We start from the raw sequence: 17195 nt of genomic DNA on the forward strand, positions 1-17195 counted from the left end.
CCAGGGGTCTGCTTCTCGATCTTAGGGGATAATGATACACAAAAACCCGCGCTATGCGCGGGTCTCTATGGAATTACTCTCCCCAAACTAACGATAAGAAGGGTCGTAAAGACTGCTGAGAGAAATATGTACTTCATCCTGCAGCACTCGTTCAAAGACGGCTTGCAACTGTATACCGTATTTTTCGTTCTGGTCCCGCTCTGCGTGTTGCCTAAGCGTTTCGTAAAACGCTACATTCTTCTTAAATGCCATATTATCATTGAATTTAACACTATAAGATAAGCTATCCAGGAGTACATCAAAAGCAGTATAATACTTCTTCGTCTTAAATTGGTAGAGCGAATAAAGATAAAAATACTCCGTGAAGTATCGGATGTTCACCGAATTCTCATGGCATAGCTTCTTCACTTGATCTAGTGCCTCTGCGAACTCCTCCAGAATCCCATCGATCTGAAAATTGTTCTTTAAAGCCGCCTCCAGAAGGGTTATGATTCCGGCCAGCAACTCCAGGATGTCTTCCTTATTGCGGGAAATATGATCGACATAGAGCGGCAGCACCTCTTCCCTGCCCTCCAACAAATCTAAGGTATACGTATTCCCGATGGCAAATGATTTGAAGTCATTAATAATCTTGTAATCAAAATCGCTTGACCGTTCCATCCACGACAAGTCTCTATACTTCTCGATACAGGCTCTGGACTCTTGATATCTCCCTAGCTTCTGTAATGCCAGCCCTTTCGTTAATTGACTGTATCCGAAATAATATAATAAAGGTTTTTCGGAGTAGTACAGAACCTTATCTCCTCGTTCCCTCTGCTGTTGATGATCGTGATAATTCACACAGGCTTCATCGTATAATTTATCGGCAATGGTGATCATCGGACGCCAATCCTCGTTGATGTAGGTTAATTTCAGCATACGTGTCAACGCGTCCAAGTCGTCAATGCTGCTCAAATCCAGACTGACCAAATTCTACACCCCCGAAACCCTATTCTGATCCAGATTATACCATAATAAGGAATTCGTCAAATGGAGTCTGAACTGCAGCCAATCGTCGAAATTGTCCGCTGTAAATTCCTGCGCGCATTACGCTTTCTCCAGGCCATCTCTTTATTCCTTGCTTCCTATGCGTCGTAGAACATCATTACAACCAGGATAATCAGCAGACTGCAAATTACTGTCATGGCGATAAACAGCGACCAGACGGGAATCGAGCGGGAATGGAAGACTCCGGCGTTGATCTCTCTCCGTCTCCGCTGAAAATCCAGCGTGGCCAGCAGCTGAATCAGCGCGCCGAGAAGAACGGCGCCCACGCCTCCGATGGAAGCGATCCAGTGGCCTACGGAAGCCAGGGCTTCGGTTCGAAAAGCGATTCCCGCGCTCAGGAATCCAAGGCCGATCACGGCTATGCTGGTCCGTACCCAGGCGAGGTACGTTCTCTCGTTGGCCAAGTGCTGCTGGGTGTATCTCTCTTCATGCAGGGGTTGATTCATATAGACCTCCTTGCGGCAGACTCGATTCGGCTCTTAAATATATACCCTTCCCGCTCCCAAAGGAACGGTCTTAAGAAACCCGTTAAGAAACTATAAGAACTTAGGTGTCTGCATTCAGATTGTCTTAATTTTGAAGAAACTCGCCGCTACCCTTAGAAAAACACCGATCCGATGAAGCCGGAACGGGTTTTATCGAGAGATTTTGCGGATTTCTGGGACAGCGCGCTTTAAAAGGCTTTAAATGCTTTTTACTTCCCTGCCGCTTCTCGGGTAAGATTCGGATAATCCAATTTCGGACGACAGGAGGCTGTAATCGGATGCCATTGACAAAAACCTATTATTTCGGAACTCTTCCCCGGATGCTGGACCCCGTGAGTCTGGAGGAGTCCAGCTTTGCGGCTCTGTGGTTCGAGGAGGAGGAGCAACGCTTCATTGTTGGCTACGGCTTCGGCAGCCGACAGATCGACAAATTAAAGCAATTCATGGCGTTCACCGCCCACTTCACCTGCTGCGATGAGCGGATAACGACCGATATTTACCGCGAGATCCGTCAGATTCAGCAGGAGCACGATTGGACCGCCCACCGGCGTCTCCCGTTCCTCTCGGTATTTCGGGCACCCTGGAACCGGATGGAGCCTGGCTGGTATATCCTGAAATCACGCAGCGTCTATCCGCTGCATCTGTCCGTGGTGCGCCGGACCCCCTACAGTATATGGCTGGAGCATGTTTCGGTATGCGAGAGCGAAGCCGAGCTTAGAGCCTGTATAGAAAAAGCGGGACAAGCTCATAAGCTTGACCCGCTTCGGATGAGAATTGCGACCCAACAGATGAAAGGGATGCTGCCGCTCTAGTCGCTCTAGCCGCTCTAGATGGAGCGGGCGACTTCGTGGGCTTCGCTGACCGCGTTCAGCGCCCTGCGGGCCTTCAGGGCATCGCCGATCACATGGAACGGGATGCGGTGATCTTCACAATACGTGCGCACCGGACTGAAATCGCGCGACCGGGCTCCGATGGCGATGACGACCGCGTCGCATGGATACGTCGTAAGCGCCCCGCCTTCGGTCTCCAGCACCACGCCCTCCTCCTGAATCTCCAGGCAGCGGGTATGGGTCAGAATCCGGACACCGGAAGCATGCAGATTCTCCATCACGCAGATAGACCGGAGGTCTCCCAAGTCCTTGGCGACCTTCTCCTGCATTTCGACGACCGTAATCTCCGAAGCGCTGCCGTGAACATATTCCGCCACTTCCAGACCGACCAGACCGCCGCCGACAATGACAACCCGGCCCGATACCGGGACGCGGCCCGACAATACGTCATGCGAGTTGGTTACGAAGGAGAGTTCGCTGCCCGGAACGCGAAGCTCCATCGGAGCGGCGCCGATGGCCGAGATGACCTCGTCGGGCTGAAGCTCTTCCAGCAGCTGCAGCGTGACCGGAGTATCCAGCCGGACTTCGACGCCTTCCCGGATGACCTGCTCGCCTCGGGAGAGGGCGGCTGCCTTCATTTCTTCCTTGCGCGGCGCTTCGCCGGCCAAGGCGAATTGCCCGCCCAGCGAGCCGGTCGCCTCGCAGACAATCGGTTCATGTCCGCGGCGCTTCAGCACCATAGCTGCTTCCAGACCGGCAATGCCGCCTCCTGCGATCAGGACCTTCTTCGGCTGCTCTGCCGCCTTCAGCCGGAATTCGGCCTCCCGGCCGAGTGCCGGGTTGCGCAGACACGTGATGAACGGAACTTCTGCGGAGACGAAGCCGTCATAGCAGCCCTGGTTGCAGGCTACGCACTGCACAATGTCATGGCTGCGGCCCGTCAGGGCTTTCTCGCAAAAGTCGGGATCGGCCAGTTGCGCCCGGCCCATAACGACCAGGTCGGCCTTATCGGCGGCCAGAATCTCTTCGGCCTGGTCCGGCGCATTGATGCGGCCGACGGCCACCGTGGCCATGCCGGTCTCCCGCCGGATGCGGGCGGCATTGTCTACATTGAATCCGCGGGGGAGGTCAATCGGCGGCACTTCGTATTTAATGGCCGCCGAAGAGAAGTTTCCGCGGGAGACGTCCAGGACGTCAACGCCGGCCGTACCGGCCATTTTGCAGAATTCAATGACTTCTTCGATCGTCAGGCCGCCCTCCAGATAATCGTCGTGCGCGTCGATCCGCATGAACAGCGGCATCTCTTCCGGCACATTGTTGCGGATGGCTTCAATGCATTCCAGAAGGAACCGGGCCCGGTTCTCCAGACTTCCGCCGTATTCGTCGGTTCTGCGGTTAAAATACGGGCTCAGGAAGGAATGCGGCGTATAATTATGGCCTGCGTGGAACTCGAGAGTATCATAACCGGCCTCTACAGCGCGCCGGGCGGCCTCGCCGAAAGCCTGCGCCGCTTCACGCAGCGTCTCCCGGGTGGCGGCCGGCAGCACAACATCGGTTCCCTTCACGGGTACAGGGCTTGGGATAATCATAGCGGCGTCCGGATCGCTGCCCACCGCCATACCGCCCAGCCAGAGCTGAATGCCCGCCTTGCCGCCGGCCGCATGGACCGCATCGGCCAGACGCTTCAATTCGGGGATATAGCGATCATCGGAAATGGCAAGAAAATTCCGGGGCGAGGCCGGGCCATACACCGAACAGACTTCAACGAAGTTCAGTCCGCAGCCGCCCTCCGCCCGGGCCACATGGTAATCAATCAGCTGCTGGGTGACCAACCGGTCCTCCGTCCCCATTTTGGTACCCATGGCCGGGAATACCACCCGGTTCTTAAGTTCGAGCCCCCGGATGCGAATCGGGCTAAAAAGCGTTTCATATGCCATTTCAAATGCTCCCCTGCGGTTTTTTACAGACCGGTAAGTGATTCATTTCACATAGATTCAAAGAAGAAAGGCCTGTAACTCTACTATAAAAGAGAAATGAAACTGATACAATACGTTTCAAACAAAGTGTTTGAATTTTCTGCGAACCTCATCCCCGGCTAGACCGCCTTCAAGGAATCCAGGAGCAGACGGAGATACTTCAGACGTCCTTCCCTGTCTTCCAGCAAGTCTTGGATAGAGGGCGCCATTTCTTCGGATTCGGCAGGGTAATTCACCGAAGAAGTGAAGATGACATACTTAAAATGCAGCGCCATCTCGTCTCCGGGTGCGATTCGCCCGAGCGCCTGCTGCAGCAGCAGACCGATCTCTTCCGACAGACTCACAATGGTTGCCGAAGCTTCGTCGGAAGCGGCAGCAGTAAGGGAATGTGTGTGGATCACCATATTCCCGGGGAACCGGAGCGCATATTCCATAATTTCATTGGCCGCCAGCAGGAGCCTCTCCTCGTCTTCCAGCGTCCGGTCCTTCAGAATGTCCAGCACCGCCTGCGTGTTGCCGATGTAGAATTCCTTCACGAGCCGAAGCATTTCCTCTTTGGTCCGGAAGTAGTAATTAATCGCGCTTACGTTGACTCCGGCTTCCTTGGCAATGGCCCGGATGGAAATGTCGCATCGCTTGTTCTTCCCCATCAAATACAGCGCACGGTCCAGAATCCGCTCCTCTACGTTCTTCATCTCTCTCATCTTCTGCTGCTCCTTCTCCCTGCTTTCTTCATGTCTTACATTATAGGATCCTATCCTTCCGGCCTGCAACACAGCCTTCACAGCTTGCGCATATACCAGGCATCGCAGGCAAAATGCTCCGACCCGGCCAGCGGGGCCGGGAGCGGACGGAAGCCGTGCTTGAGATAGAAGCGGTTCGCCGCTTCCATTGTCTGAAGCGTCTCCAGGTAGCAGGACTGGTAATGCTGCTCGGCGAACTCCAGCGCGGTCCGAAGGAGAATCGCCGCCGCACCCGTCCCTCTCGCCTCGGGAAGCAGATACATCTTCTGAAGCTCGCAGACGCCTTGCTCCGGAGAGCCGAATTCGGCGATGCCGCAGCCGCCCAGCATACGGCCGGTGCTGCTGAAGGCGACCCAGTAAGCCCGTCCCTCCGCTTCATAATAATCCGATAAGCGGTTTAAGCTCTCGTCCTGCCAGGCCAGTCCTTCCCGGTTGCCTCCGAACTCAATCAGGCACTGGCGGATAATCGTTTCGATACCGGGGTTGTCTGCCGGTGTAATCGTCCGTATCATGGTATTTTCCTCCCCATATAAATAGGCGGCCGCTCCTTCTGCAAGAGAAGGAACAGCCGCCAGCATACCGCTCTAATCCTGCCCAATGAACGCCCGGGTCCGCTCCGTCTGCGGGCTTCCGAAGATTTCTTCCGGGGTTCCCGATTCGGCGATTTCCCCCCGGTCCATGAAGAAGATTCGGTCCGCCACATCCCGGGCAAACGCCATTTCATGCGTCACAATCAGCATGGTCATGTTCTCCTCGGCAAGCTGCCGGATGACCCGCAGCACCTCGCCGGTCAGCTCCGGGTCCAGCGCCGAGGTCGGTTCGTCGAACAGCAGAATCTCTGGCTGCAGCATCAGCGCTCTGGCAATGGCCACCCGCTGCTTCTGGCCGCCCGAGAGCATGGACGGGTACGAGTCTGCTTTGTCCGCCAGCCCTACCTTGGCAAGCAGCTCGAGGCTTCGCGCCCGGATAGCTTCGTCGCTGCCGCGATTCAGCGTGCGCGGAGCCAGCTCCAGATTGCCTCGGACGGTAAGGTGCGGGAACAGATTGAAATGCTGAAAGACCATTCCCATGCTTGCGGTCAGTTCCCGGATCTGATGCTTCTCCGCATAGCCGCCCTTCTCGACCAGCGGCTTGCCGTGAATCCGGATGGTTCCGCCGTTCACTTCCTCCAGATGAATCAGGCTACGCAGCATAGTGCTCTTGCCCGACCCGGAGGGCCCGATGACGGCGATAACTTCGCCCGGATTCACCTCAAAGGTAATCTCTTTCAGGACTTCCAGAGCGCCGAATGACTTTTGCAGTTGTTCCACTTCAATTATGCTTCCCATACGCGGCCATTCCTTCTATTCATATTTAAACCGCCGTTCGAGTCCCTTGAACAGCAGGGTCAGGACGAGGGTCATCAGCAGATAGATAACGCCTGCGACGACGAACGGCGTCACCGTGAAATCCCGGTTCACGGCGGTCTTGGCATAGTTCAGCAGCTCCGGAACCGCAACGGCGTACAGCAGCGCCGTGTCTTTGACCAGCGTGATCGACTCGTTGGCGACCGCCGGCAGCGCAACGCGGAACATCTGGGCCAGGACGACCTTGCGCAGCGTCTGCCACCGGTTCAGACCCAGCACCTGCGCCGCCTCGTATTGGCCTTTGTCGATGGAGAGCAGGCCGCCGCGGAAGATCTCCGCGAAATAGGCGCCATAGTTCAGAATGAAGCCCAGACTGGCCGCCACGAACCGGTCCAGCACCAGATGCGGGCCGATGACCGGAATCTGCGGCAGTCCGAAGCAGAAGAACAGAAGCTGGAGCAGCAGCGGCGTGCCGCGCATGACATAGATGTACGTGTGCGCGATCCAGGCCAGAGGCTTGACCGCGCTGCGGGCCATCAGGGTGACCAGCATTCCGAGCGGGATCGACAGGACGATTACGATCAGAAAGAGCAGGATCGTCGTCCGGGCGCCTTCCAGCATCGGACCGGAGATTTGGATAATATAGTCCAGATTCATGTCTTCAACCGACTCCCAAGTCTAGCAATGTCTTCGTTATTTCAGTACCTTATTCTCTCCGAACCACTTCGTGGAGATTTCATCGGCGGTTCCGTCGCTGCTTAGCTCGTCCAGCGCCTTCTGCAGATCTCCGAGCAGCTCATCGTTGCCCTTCTTGATGCCGACGCCGTACTGTTCGGGAGCGAGCGACTCATCCAGCACCTTGAACGTACCCGGTTCTTTGGACATGTAGTAATCGGCTACGACCTCGTCGATAATCACCGCATCCAGACGCTTGGATTTCAGATCCGTCAGGGCCAGAACGTTGTCCGGGAACTCCGAGACCTTCCCGACTTCGGACTTGATCGGACTGGCCTCCAGCGCGTCTGATGCCGACGAGAGGCTCTGCAGCCCGATTTCCTTGCCGGCGAGATCGGACAGCTTGGCAAGCGGCGAATCCGCCAGCACGACGGCGACCTGGCTGTTCTCCAGATAAGGCTTCGTGAAGAGCACTTTCTCCTTGCGTTCGTCCGTAATCGTATAGCCATTCCAGATCATGTCGATTCGGCCGCTGTTAAGCTCCGACTCCTTGGCGGACCAGTCAATCGGCTGGAAGGTCACGTCACGGCCCATCTTCTCTGCTGCCGCCTTGGCATAGTCAATATCAAAGCCGACGATGTCGTTGTTGTCGTCCCGGAAGCCCATCGGCGCGAACTTATCGTCAATGCCGATGACGAGCTTGCCCTCCCCGTTCTCCGAGCCCGAACATCCCGACAGCAGCGTCATGGCTGTAAGTCCAATAACTGCAATTAAACTCCCTATCCCTCTTCTTCTCATCTCTCTAGGCCTCCCGCTTTAGTTCACTACCACGTTATCAGTTTATCATAATAACATAGCAGGGGAGATCCGTCGATAGAGAAGTCTTACTCTTCTGGGTGATTTGTCCTTCCGTTCCTGCTTCGTTCAAAATAATCGGCCACAACATCGCGGAACTTCCGGGCCGCATCGGACAAGTAACGTCCACGGTGACGCAGCAGCGCAATCTCCCGGACCAGATCTTCATTCTCGAAGCCGATATAGGCCACGGCTCTGCGGTAATCCCGGGCGGTGCCCGGTACAAAGGCTGCCCCGATTCCGGCTTCGACCAGGTCGAGAATCCGCGCCGGTTCATCCCCTTCATAGATGTACCGCGGCGTTACGCCTGCCGACCGGCACAGAGAGTCGATGAGATCGCGTGTCCCGTAGCCTTTCTTGACCCCAACCAGCTCCTCTTCTCCAATGTCGGCAAGAGATAACGCCGAGCGACCGGCAAGACGGTGTTCCGCGGGAACCGCCAAGACAATCGGATCGGTATGGATCAGTTCACACTGAATGTCCTCCTGCTCGAACAGCGGGGAGACCAGACAGTAGTCCGCTTCGCCCCGCCGAAGGCAGGCCGCCATCTCATCGAGAGGCATCATCTGGACATGAAAATGAATGGAGGGCTCTCTGCCCCGCAGCTCGCCAAGGATGGCCGGCAGCATGCTGGCGGTATTGACGGCAAGCTCAAGCGTGCCGCTAGCCGCCCCGCTCTGGCCGCTCAGCTCCTGCCGCCCCTGTTCCAATTCAAACAACGCCCGCTGGGCCCGTTCAAGGAAGCGCGCGCCATTGGCGTTCAGCCGGACTCTGCGCCCGATACGGTCAAAGAGAAGCACCCCGAGGTCCTCTTCCAGCCGGTGAATCGTCCTGCTGAGAGAAGACTGGGTCACGTGCAGACGATTCGCCGCTTCGGTGACATGCCCGATTCTGGCTACTTCCACAAAATACTGAAGCTGCAGTAATTCCATTTCTGCCCCTCCTTCATTCTCCCCGATAAATGATAATATAACATATAATGCGTTGGAAGTAATCAGCAGAGGAGAGTAGCATGAAGGGTAACTTTTCATTCCATTCGAGGAGGTTGAGGATGATGAATTCAAGACAGAAATGGCTGCTGCTGGCCGTCGGACTCGGCATCATGCTGAATCCGCTGAACTCTTCCATGATCTCCGTTGCTCTGATTCGGCTTCAGCGAACCTTTGGAATGGAATATACGTCCGCTTCCTGGATTATCTTTGCCTTCTATATCGCAAGCGCCGTTGCGCAGCCCGTTATGGGCAAGGCAAGCGACGTATGGGGCTCGAAGCGGATATTTCTGGCAGGACAGACGATGGTATTCACCGCTTCCCTGCTCGCGCCGCTGGCTCCCGGCTTCGGCTGGCTGGTCGCTCTGCGCATCCTGCAATCTATCGGAACGAGCATGATGGCCGCAGTCGGAATGGCGTTGGTTCGCATTCATATCAGCGCCAAGTCCGGCGCAGCCTTGTCCGCACTGTCCCTCTTCCTGTCGGGCGCAGCGGCGGTGGGACCGTTCGTCGGCGGACTTCTGACCTATTGGGGAGGGTGGGAAGCCATCTTCCTCGTCAATCTGCCGCTGACGGCGGCCGGTTATCTGCTCGCCCGCAAGGTGGTCCCGGATGATGCGCCGCTTCCGGCCAATTCCAGACTGTCTGCGCTGCGCAGCCGGATACCGACACTGGGCATTCCGGGCATGCTTCTCTTCGCATTTGGACTGACCGCCCTGCTGCTGGGCATTCTGTCCGCCAAGTCTTCGGGACATGCCGGTCCGGCTGCGATTAGCCTGATGAGCCTGGGAGCCGTTCTGCTGATCGCCTTCGTTCGGCATGAGTACCGCTCTCCGTCGCCGTTCATCCCGCTTCGAACCTTCCATGAGAACCCGGCTCTGTACCGGGTGAATCTGGAATACGTGCTGGTCAACCTTCTCTATTACTCGCTGTTCTTCGGCATGCCGCCCTTCTTGCAGACGGTTCGCCGCCTCAGCGAGTATCAGACGGGCCTTCTCATGCTATGCCTGGGCTTATGCTCTCTCGCAGTCGCCCCCGCGGCCGGCAAGTGGGTAGACCGTTCCGGGCCCCGTCCCGCGCTGACCGGCGCCGCCGTCCTGATGACGCTGGGTTCTCTGTTGCTGACCGCGGTCACCAGCCATTCCTCGTTTCTAGGGATAGCGGCGTCTCTGGCGGCCTTTGGAGCTGCCAACGGATTGAACAGTGTGGCGATGCAGGCCGCCCTGTTCCGAAGCGCGCCGAAGACAATCATCGGCGTCGCCTCCGGCGTCTTCAATACGTCGCGCTATCTGGGCACCATCCTGGCTTCCCTGCTGATCGGCCTGGTTATGGGCGACCGGTTCACCGCGGCGGGGCTGCGCTGGCTGGGCGGGGGACTGACTGCCGTCGCGTTCCTGCTTCTGATCTTGAGCCGGAGACACCAGCCGGAGAAGGAAGATGGACGTTAGACCGCAAACGGGCTGCTATCCTTAAAGGACAGCAGCCCGCTTATTAAGAGTTAAGGAAGAATCCGTTGGTTACACATGCACCGTTACATTTGCACGGACGGCACGCCTGCCGCTTCGGCTTCCGCCGCAGGAGCCTTCTTGGCCCCGGCCGGCTTCAGACTGTGAATGACCGTATTGACGAGCAGCGCCCCGGCTGCAAGCAGCGCCAGGCCTGTGAGGTACCCGGAAGTGCCACCGCCGCCAAAGAGGGTATTGTAATCCAGATGGACGCTGTAGAACATCGGCGAAATGTAGCTCATGAATTTGAAAAAGCCCGGCATCATTTCCTGCGGAATGGCCGCGCCGCAAGCGATGCTCTGAATCAGCACGAGCGGCATATTGATCAGCATGCCTGCTTGGCCGGCAAGGATGCAGAATATGCTCGTGAATTCAATGGCGGCGAACATCTCCAGCGAGTGCGTCAGCCAGGTCTTGATGAAGGCCTCAGCTCCGTACCCGTGAATGCCGAAGTAGATCGAGACGCCGACGAGCGGCACAATCAGCGAGAGAAGCACGTTGACGCCCTGAAGAGACAGGAAGGCTCTGCCTTTGCCGAGTTGGCCCTTCAGCTTGTTGAGCGCTCCGATGCTCATCATCGAATAAATCATGGCGCCTACATAGGAAGCCATGGACAGGAACATCGGCGCCATCAGGTTATGCATGCCTGCCGGCGGCACATGGGTCGAGATGATGTTCGGCGAAATCTTGTTCATCACGCTGTTCACCGTCTGTTCTGCCTGCTCCTTCGGCATCTGCGTCTGCTCCAGCAAGGCCGTGAAGCTCTGGGTCTGGGTCTGGGCCACAAGCTGCTTGGAGATCTGATTCACAACGTTCTGAATGCTGCTTGTAATCATCTGCGAATTGGACTGATTCACCAGGAAGTCCAGGTTGGCCTGTTCGCCTTGGGCGGTCATCTTGGCGGTAAAATCCTGCGGAATATGAATGACCAGCTGCAAATCGCGTTCATTCAGCTCCGTCTTGGCTTTCTCCAGCGACAAGCCGTCTACCAGCTTGAACGGCAAGTTCCCGCTCAGCTGCGCAGCCAATCGGGCTCCCGTCTCTTGATCCTCATTGACAATGGCAACTTTCAGATCCGTTACATTCTTCGGGACAGCGCTGTAGCCCCACATGAAGATGCTGATCATAATGATCTGGTAGAACAGCATCATGAAGGCACCGGCCATAATCCCCTTGTTCTTCAAAAATGATTTCATTCTCCAACCTCCACTTTGGTATCTATAATACTCTGTCTAAAGTACACTGGTTAGATTATACTCCTTAAATTTAAGATGTCAATCGGCTTTCGTCCGAACCTTCCTCGCAGCAAAAAGGCCTTATCCGTCCAAATCCGGATAAGGCCTGGCATGTAAACGCCTCCTCAATGCGCTTTGACAATCTTCAAAAGCTCCTGAAACGCGGTCTTCTCTCTTCGCAGCCCTTCTTCCGAATATTGGGCCAGCAGCTGAATTTCTTCCTGGCTGATCGCTTCGGGAAACAGTAGGCGATGCGTCTCGATAAATGCAATCCGCTTCTCCAGCTTCTCAATCGTGTCCTCGATCAGAATCGCCAGCCTGTCGCTGTCGGCATGCTTGAGGAAGGGAAGCACGTGCGAGAGCGATTTGAGGTCCGTGCTCTTCTTGAAGCTTTTGTATATTTCGTCCACAAGCCCTTGGCGTCCTTTATCGGTAATGGCATACATCGTCTTGTCGGGACGGTTATCGGTGTGAACGACTTCAATCGGGCTTACATAGCCTTTCTTGACCAGGGAAGCAAAGCTGTAATACAGGGCGCCGTCCGTAATGCTGACCACCTGATCCAGATTGTAGCGAAGCATCAGCTTCTTGATCTCATAGGGATGGCTGCTCTTGTCCCAAAGCATGCCCAGCACGGCAATCTGAAGAGACATATTTGTATCTCCTTGGTTGTTATTTCGGGGCCTGAACCTCTACCTAACGTAACATAAAGGGGGATAAATGAAAAGGCTGCCTCTTCCATGTCGAAAGAAGCAGCCTGTCCCGATGGGCAGTGAGTAACAGCGGCCCTAAGGCCGCAAGTCTTTCACCCGGATATTCACGCCGAACCAGGTTCCGTCGCTGGACAGCGAATAGGACGGATAGTCCGGATCGGCCCGCAGACGCATCTCTTCGTCGAATTGGCTCTCCTGCTGCCGGTCCACGACGAAGGCCAACGGCTCCTCCTGAATCCGGATATCGGTCGGATACGGCTCTTCCACGATCTGAATAACCAGCACGCCGTTGCAGCCGCAATCCTCCGTATCGTAATACAGCTTGAATATCCCCGGTCGTCCTTTCAGGCTGTGTCGGAGACGCTCTTCGGTCAAGGTATCCAGCTCAATGCGCATACGCTCTCGCTCCCTCTTCGTTCGTGTAGTGTTCACCGAGTATAGGATGAACAATTCTCTGATGCGTGTGACAGGAGTCACTCCAATTGTGACAAAAGCCTCTTCACGACTCCGAAGCCGCGCCGATGAATTTCAGGATGGCGTCCAGGTTCTGGCGCGGCGCCCCGGCCAGAAGATCGCCCTTCTCCGCAAGCCGCGCTCCGATGCTGCCCAGATGGAAGGCGCGCGGATCTGCGCCGCCCCGCACTTCCTCCCAGGTCAGCGGCGTGCTGATCGTCGCCTCTTTCCGCCCGCGCGGCGTATACGGCGCCGCAAGGCTTTTGCCGGCAGCCTGCTGGACATAATCGACGTAATACCGTCCCTGTCTGTCCTTCAGCCGGCGCTCGGTGGTAAAGAGCTTCGGGTATTTATCCTCCAAATAGTGACCCATGAACCCTCCGAGCCGGTGCAGCTGGCCGAATGAATAGCCTTCCGTCAGCGGAATGAGAATCTGTACCCCGTCCGCCCCCGACGTCTTCGGCACCGAAGACAGCCCCAGACCCTCCAGCGTATCGCCGATCCGCGAGACCGCCTCCATCACGCCCGCTTCGCGGCCTTCGCTGGGGTCGATATCCAGCACCCATTCCGCGGCGTCGCTTCTTCCGATCCGGTCGAAGGAAGGGTGGAATTCCAGCGCTCCCAGATTGCCCAGCCACAGCAGGGTCGGCAGCGAATCGAGATGCACGTACCGCACTCCGTTATATTCCGCCGTTGAGACAAACTCAGGCAGCGGGGAAGGCGCGTTCTTCTGGTAGAAGTGTTTCTCCTCCACCCCGCCGGGATAGCGGATTGTAGTCAGATACCGGTCCCGGCAGTAGGGGATCAGATAAGGGGCAAGCTCCACCAGGGCGCGCAGATAATCCGCTTTGCGGATGCCTGCAAGGGGCCAGAGTATTTTGTCGGGATGGGTCATTTCGATGAGATGTCCTTCCACTTCCAGCGTGACGTTCACAGCGGAATCCCCTCCAGTTCCAGCAGCTTGGGATGGCGCAGCAGGCCTACCTCCGTCCGTTCCCGCCCAGTAACCGTAACGGCGAGCGGATGGCGAAGCCAGCGGATGACCGTCCCCCGGAGCCCTTCGGGCAGCGCCCCCGGGAAGTAATCGTGCGCGGAGCCGTCCATCTCCAGCCGGGCCAGCTGCGACTTGGCCGCTTCGTTCAGTCCGGAGGAAATCCGGCCGAAGTAGCGCCCCTCCCGGATCATGGCCAGGCTCGAGAGCCGGCCTTCCTTGTAGAGCACCGCCACCGCCTGCGCCTCATAGCGAAAAGACAGCTTGCGCTTGTACCAGTCGCCATGCTCCTTGCCCTCCCGGTAAGGGCTGGTTCTCCGTTTCGCAATGACGCCTTCCCAGCCGTGCTCCTCCACCCACCTCCAGAGCGCCGCCCCGTCCTCCAGACTGTCCGCGACAAAAAAAGGCGGCCCCCAGCCTGCGGCAAGGGCCTGAAGACGCCGGTTGCGCTCTTCCCAGGGAAGCCCGCGCAGATCCTCCCCCTGCTCGTACAGAAGGTCGAACAGCACGAACTGGACCGGGCTGCGCCGGGCGGCCTCCGCGATGGCGCCGGGGTCCTGCTGCTTGTCGCGCTTCTGCATCTGCTGAAAGCTGGGCCGTCCCGTGGCCGGGTCCAGAATCACGGCTTCGCCGTCGAGTACCAGGCGGCCCGGAAGCCGGGCCAGCGCCTTGGTCAAATCGGGATAGACGGCGCCCTTGGGCCGCATTTTTTTGGACCACAGCGCCGCCCGGCCTTCCTGCACCGCCGCAATCATCCGAAAGCCGTCCCATTTGAGCTGGTACGCCCATTCCGGGCCCGCCGGCAGCTCCGGGACCAGGATGGGCGACATCGGCACAAAAGCCTGCACGGCCTAAGCTCCGGTCCGCTTACTATGCGGCTTGCGCCGTTTCTCCGGCTTCTTGGCGCCGCCGGCGGACGAGGAAGCGCTCTTGTCAGTGTGGTCGGAGGGCTGAAGCTGCTTCAGGCTGGCTTGAAGAGCATCCATCAGATCCAGCACATTCGTTACTTTCACTTCCGGGGCGACTTTGACTTCCTTGCCCTCGATCTTGTCTTCGATCGCTTCCATCAGGCGCTCCCGGTATTCATCCTTGTATTTCTCGGGCTCGAAGCTGCCGGTCAGCTGGTCGATCAGCATGCGGGCCATATCCAGCTCCCGGCGGTCCACCTTCTCGGCTTCCGGCAGGTTCGGGATTTCCTTGCGGTCGCGGATCTCTTCCGCGTAGAACATGGTCACGAGCGACAGCACGTCGCCGACGACGCGCACCGCCGCAAGGCTGCTCTTCTGGCGGATCGTGACATTGGCGATCCCGATCTTCTTCGTGGACTTCAGCGCCTCGACCAGCAGCCTGTAGGCATGCGCGCCGGTCTCTTCGGGCGACAGATAATAGGTGCGCTGATAGTAGATCGGGTCAATCTCGGCCAGATCGACAAAATCCAAAATGCGGATTTCACGCGAAGTCTCCGAGGCCAATTCATCCAGTTCTTCTTTGTCAAAGGTGACGTAGTGTCCTTCTTCATATTCATAGCCTTTGACGATATCCTCCCAGGCGACTTCCTGTTCGCACTTGGGACACGTCCGGCTGTAGTGGATCGGTTCGTTGTGCTTGCGGTGAATCATCCGCAGCGGAATATCATTGTCATGCGTAGCGGTATACATTTTGACGGGAACGTTGACCAGCCCGAAGCTGACCGCTCCCTTCCAGATCGTCTGCATGCCCGTTCGCCTCCTTCGGTTCGCTCTTTGTACATTCATTAACCGAAGCGGCAAGGCGGCAATCAAGCGGCGTGGCGGGTCATTTCCGGAATTGTCATCATTTTGTTCAAAATTTAATTAAAAATCGGTTTCAAAACGGCGTACACTGGAATCAAGACAACTTAGTGAAAGCGGGTCGAGGCATCTGAAAGACGAATTATTCGAGCGGACGGCAGCCGATCTGGTGAGCCGTTCCCGCCAAAACATACCGGTGGTCATTGAGCCCCGCTTCCCCGGCAAGCGGCTGGTTGGAGGCAAATACCATTTGGACAGCCACACGGTCTTCTTGTACAAGGCATCGATTGTTGCCCAGTGCGTCCGGCTGTTCGGTTCGACGGAGCGGTTGAAGGAATATATCGAGGTAGTTCTTGCCCATGAACTGGGCCATGCCCAGGACCGGGAGCTTCCCGGTCTGGCGGATGCCCTGGACGGCCCGCTTACGGAACGGGAAGAAGCCGGGATTCGCCTGCGCATCGAGGAGAATGCCTGGCAGTATGCGCAGGCTCTCCTCTGGGATGCCGATCCGCTTCTGATCGGCCGGATTATTGACGAATCGCTTGCCGGCTACCGGGAGCAGATACAGCTTCAACCGGAGTCCGATCATCCCTCCTCCCTTCGCGGAATAGGCTGATGCATACCGCCTAAGGAGGATATACATCGAGTATTTATGATTCCCAAACCCGCAGCTGCTTGCCGCTATTGCGCAGCATGCCAAGGTATTCATCCTCAGGCTGGAGCAGGGACTGCATCCGGCCTGCGACCTTCCCAAGCTGCTCTCTGCCGTCAATCGCCGCTGCGAATAAGGCCTTGTCGATGTAAAAGCAGTTCCAGCCGCTCGCGGCTCTCTTCCACCTGCCTGGCGAATCCTGCGATTTGCCGGGCTTTTTTTGCTCCGGATAGTCCTAGTCTCCTTCTTGTCCGAATAAACTGGGTTACAAAAGGAGGAGGACATCATTCAGATCTTCATGGGTTACATTCTGCTGGGGCTCTCGCTCTCCGCTCCGATCGGCCCGATCAATGCCGCCCAACTGGACAAGGGCCTCCGCGGCGGATTCTGGCATGCCTGGCTGGTCGGTCTCGGAGCGATCTGCGCCGATCTGATCTACATGCTGCTGGTCTATTTCGGAATGATTCACCTGCTGGACTCTCCGTATGTCAAAGCGTTTCTCTGGCTCTTCGGATTCTTTGTGCTGGTGTATACCGGAGTGGAGAGCATCCTGAAGGCCCGGCAGCTCCGGGAAGTCCGGGCGCGGGACCCTCAGGTGTCGCTGCTGGGTTCCTACGTCTCCGGCTTTCTGATGTCGCTGTTCAATCCGCTGTCCATCCTCTTCTGGCTCGGCATTTATGGTTCGGTACTGGCCAAGGCCGCCGCCGAGTATCCGATGGAAGAGCTGCTGGTCCACAGCGGCGGCATCGTGCTGGGCATTCTGCTCTGGGATATCTCGATGGCTGCGGCTTCCAGCCTGTTCCGCAGAATCATGACCCCGGGCGTTCTGCGGGGAATCTCCGTCCTCTCCGGGCTGTCTCTGGTGGGATTCGGCCTTTATTTCGGCGTCCAAGCCGCCCGGATGCTCTTTCTTGTCTAGCCGTCACCCGGC

19 protein-coding genes are annotated in these 17195 nt (G+C 57.0%); 4 read left to right on the forward strand and 15 right to left on the reverse strand.

Annotation, left to right across the window (positions count from 1 at the left end; all coding sequences use genetic code 11):
* Positions 1–87: 87 nt before the first annotated feature.
* Both F4V43_RS12475 and F4V43_RS12480 read right to left on the reverse strand, forming a co-directional pair.
* Positions 88–918: a hypothetical protein gene (locus tag F4V43_RS12475; protein ID WP_150458555.1), complete on the reverse strand. Its 831-nt coding sequence runs from the start codon at positions 916–918 to the stop codon at positions 88–90.
* Between the two features lie 206 nt (positions 919–1124).
* On the reverse strand, positions 1125–1493 hold the full coding sequence (locus F4V43_RS12480; protein WP_150458556.1) for a YidH family protein: 369 nt from the start codon (positions 1491–1493) through the stop codon (positions 1125–1127).
* Positions 1494–1810: 317 nt separating this feature from the next.
* Here F4V43_RS12480 and F4V43_RS12485 point away from each other — a divergent pair, with 317 nt between their 5' ends.
* Positions 1811–2344 carry a hypothetical protein gene (locus tag F4V43_RS12485; protein WP_150458557.1) on the forward strand — a complete coding sequence of 178 codons (534 nt, stop codon included), beginning with the start codon at positions 1811–1813 and terminating at the stop codon, positions 2342–2344.
* A 14-nt stretch (positions 2345–2358) separates the two neighbouring features.
* On the opposite strand, the gene F4V43_RS12490 is transcribed toward F4V43_RS12485, so the two are convergent.
* The 7 genes from F4V43_RS12490 to F4V43_RS12520 all read right to left on the reverse strand — a co-directional run bounded on the left by F4V43_RS12490 (position 2359) and on the right by F4V43_RS12520 (position 8889).
* Positions 2359–4299 carry an FAD-dependent oxidoreductase gene (locus F4V43_RS12490; RefSeq protein ID WP_150458558.1) on the reverse strand — a complete coding sequence of 647 codons (1941 nt, stop codon included), beginning with the start codon at positions 4297–4299 and terminating at the stop codon, positions 2359–2361.
* A 158-nt stretch (positions 4300–4457) separates the two neighbouring features.
* A complete protein-coding gene (locus F4V43_RS12495; RefSeq protein ID WP_150458559.1) occupies positions 4458–5042 on the reverse strand; it encodes a TetR/AcrR family transcriptional regulator in 585 nt (194 codons plus the stop codon).
* A gap of 77 nt (positions 5043–5119) precedes the next feature.
* Positions 5120–5593, reverse strand: a complete 474-nt coding sequence (locus F4V43_RS12500; RefSeq protein ID WP_150458560.1) for a GNAT family N-acetyltransferase — start codon at positions 5591–5593, stop codon at positions 5120–5122.
* Positions 5594–5665: 72 nt separating this feature from the next.
* Positions 5666–6409, reverse strand: coding sequence for an amino acid ABC transporter ATP-binding protein (locus F4V43_RS12505; RefSeq protein WP_150458561.1), 744 nt, complete (start codon positions 6407–6409; stop codon positions 5666–5668).
* 15 nt (positions 6410–6424) lie between these two features.
* Positions 6425–7084 carry an amino acid ABC transporter permease gene (locus tag F4V43_RS12510; RefSeq protein ID WP_150458562.1) on the reverse strand — a complete coding sequence of 220 codons (660 nt, stop codon included), beginning with the start codon at positions 7082–7084 and terminating at the stop codon, positions 6425–6427.
* Positions 7085–7120: 36 nt separating this feature from the next.
* A complete protein-coding gene (locus F4V43_RS12515) occupies positions 7121–7849 on the reverse strand; it encodes an amino acid ABC transporter substrate-binding protein (protein ID WP_411898462.1) in 729 nt (242 codons plus the stop codon).
* 137 nt (positions 7850–7986) lie between these two features.
* Entirely contained in the window at positions 7987–8889 is a 903-nt protein-coding gene (locus F4V43_RS12520) for a LysR family transcriptional regulator (protein WP_150458564.1), read from the reverse strand.
* A 122-nt stretch (positions 8890–9011) separates the two neighbouring features.
* Between F4V43_RS12520 and F4V43_RS12525 the strand changes: the two genes are divergently transcribed.
* Complete coding sequence (locus tag F4V43_RS12525) at positions 9012–10394, forward strand: MFS transporter (protein WP_150458623.1); 1383 nt, start codon at positions 9012–9014, stop codon at positions 10392–10394.
* 83 nt (positions 10395–10477) lie between these two features.
* On the opposite strand, the gene F4V43_RS12530 is transcribed toward F4V43_RS12525, so the two are convergent.
* From F4V43_RS12530 to F4V43_RS12555, 6 genes are all read right to left on the reverse strand, one after another.
* Entirely contained in the window at positions 10478–11647 is a 1170-nt protein-coding gene (locus tag F4V43_RS12530; protein ID WP_150458565.1) for a YhgE/Pip domain-containing protein, read from the reverse strand.
* Positions 11648–11811: 164 nt separating this feature from the next.
* On the reverse strand, positions 11812–12339 hold the full coding sequence (locus F4V43_RS12535; protein ID WP_150458567.1) for a PadR family transcriptional regulator: 528 nt from the start codon (positions 12337–12339) through the stop codon (positions 11812–11814).
* A 135-nt stretch (positions 12340–12474) separates the two neighbouring features.
* Positions 12475–12795, reverse strand: a complete 321-nt coding sequence (locus F4V43_RS12540; RefSeq protein ID WP_150458568.1) for an iron-sulfur cluster biosynthesis family protein — start codon at positions 12793–12795, stop codon at positions 12475–12477.
* Between the two features lie 103 nt (positions 12796–12898).
* Positions 12899–13747: a non-homologous end-joining DNA ligase gene (ligD, locus tag F4V43_RS12545; protein ID WP_150458624.1), complete on the reverse strand. Its 849-nt coding sequence runs from the start codon at positions 13745–13747 to the stop codon at positions 12899–12901.
* Positions 13748–13782: 35 nt separating this feature from the next.
* Complete coding sequence (locus tag F4V43_RS12550; RefSeq protein ID WP_150458569.1) at positions 13783–14691, reverse strand: DNA ligase; 909 nt, start codon at positions 14689–14691, stop codon at positions 13783–13785.
* Positions 14692–14694: 3 nt separating this feature from the next.
* The gene (locus tag F4V43_RS12555; protein ID WP_150458570.1) at positions 14695–15558 is read right to left on the reverse strand and encodes a Ku protein; all 864 of its coding nucleotides are present in this window, start codon (positions 15556–15558) and stop codon (positions 14695–14697) included.
* Positions 15559–15781: 223 nt separating this feature from the next.
* On the opposite strand from F4V43_RS12555, the gene F4V43_RS12560 reads away from it, so the two are divergent.
* Both F4V43_RS12560 and F4V43_RS12565 read left to right on the forward strand, forming a co-directional pair.
* Positions 15782–16228, forward strand: a complete 447-nt coding sequence (locus F4V43_RS12560; RefSeq protein WP_150458571.1) for a hypothetical protein — start codon at positions 15782–15784, stop codon at positions 16226–16228.
* A gap of 322 nt (positions 16229–16550) precedes the next feature.
* On the forward strand, positions 16551–17183 hold the full coding sequence (locus F4V43_RS12565) for a LysE family transporter (RefSeq protein ID WP_150458572.1): 633 nt from the start codon (positions 16551–16553) through the stop codon (positions 17181–17183).
* Positions 17184–17195 lie beyond the last annotated feature (12 nt).

This window comes from Paenibacillus spiritus, from assembly GCF_008710135.1.
GTDB lineage: Bacteria > Bacillota > Bacilli > Paenibacillales > Paenibacillaceae > Paenibacillus_AQ > Paenibacillus_AQ glufosinatiresistens.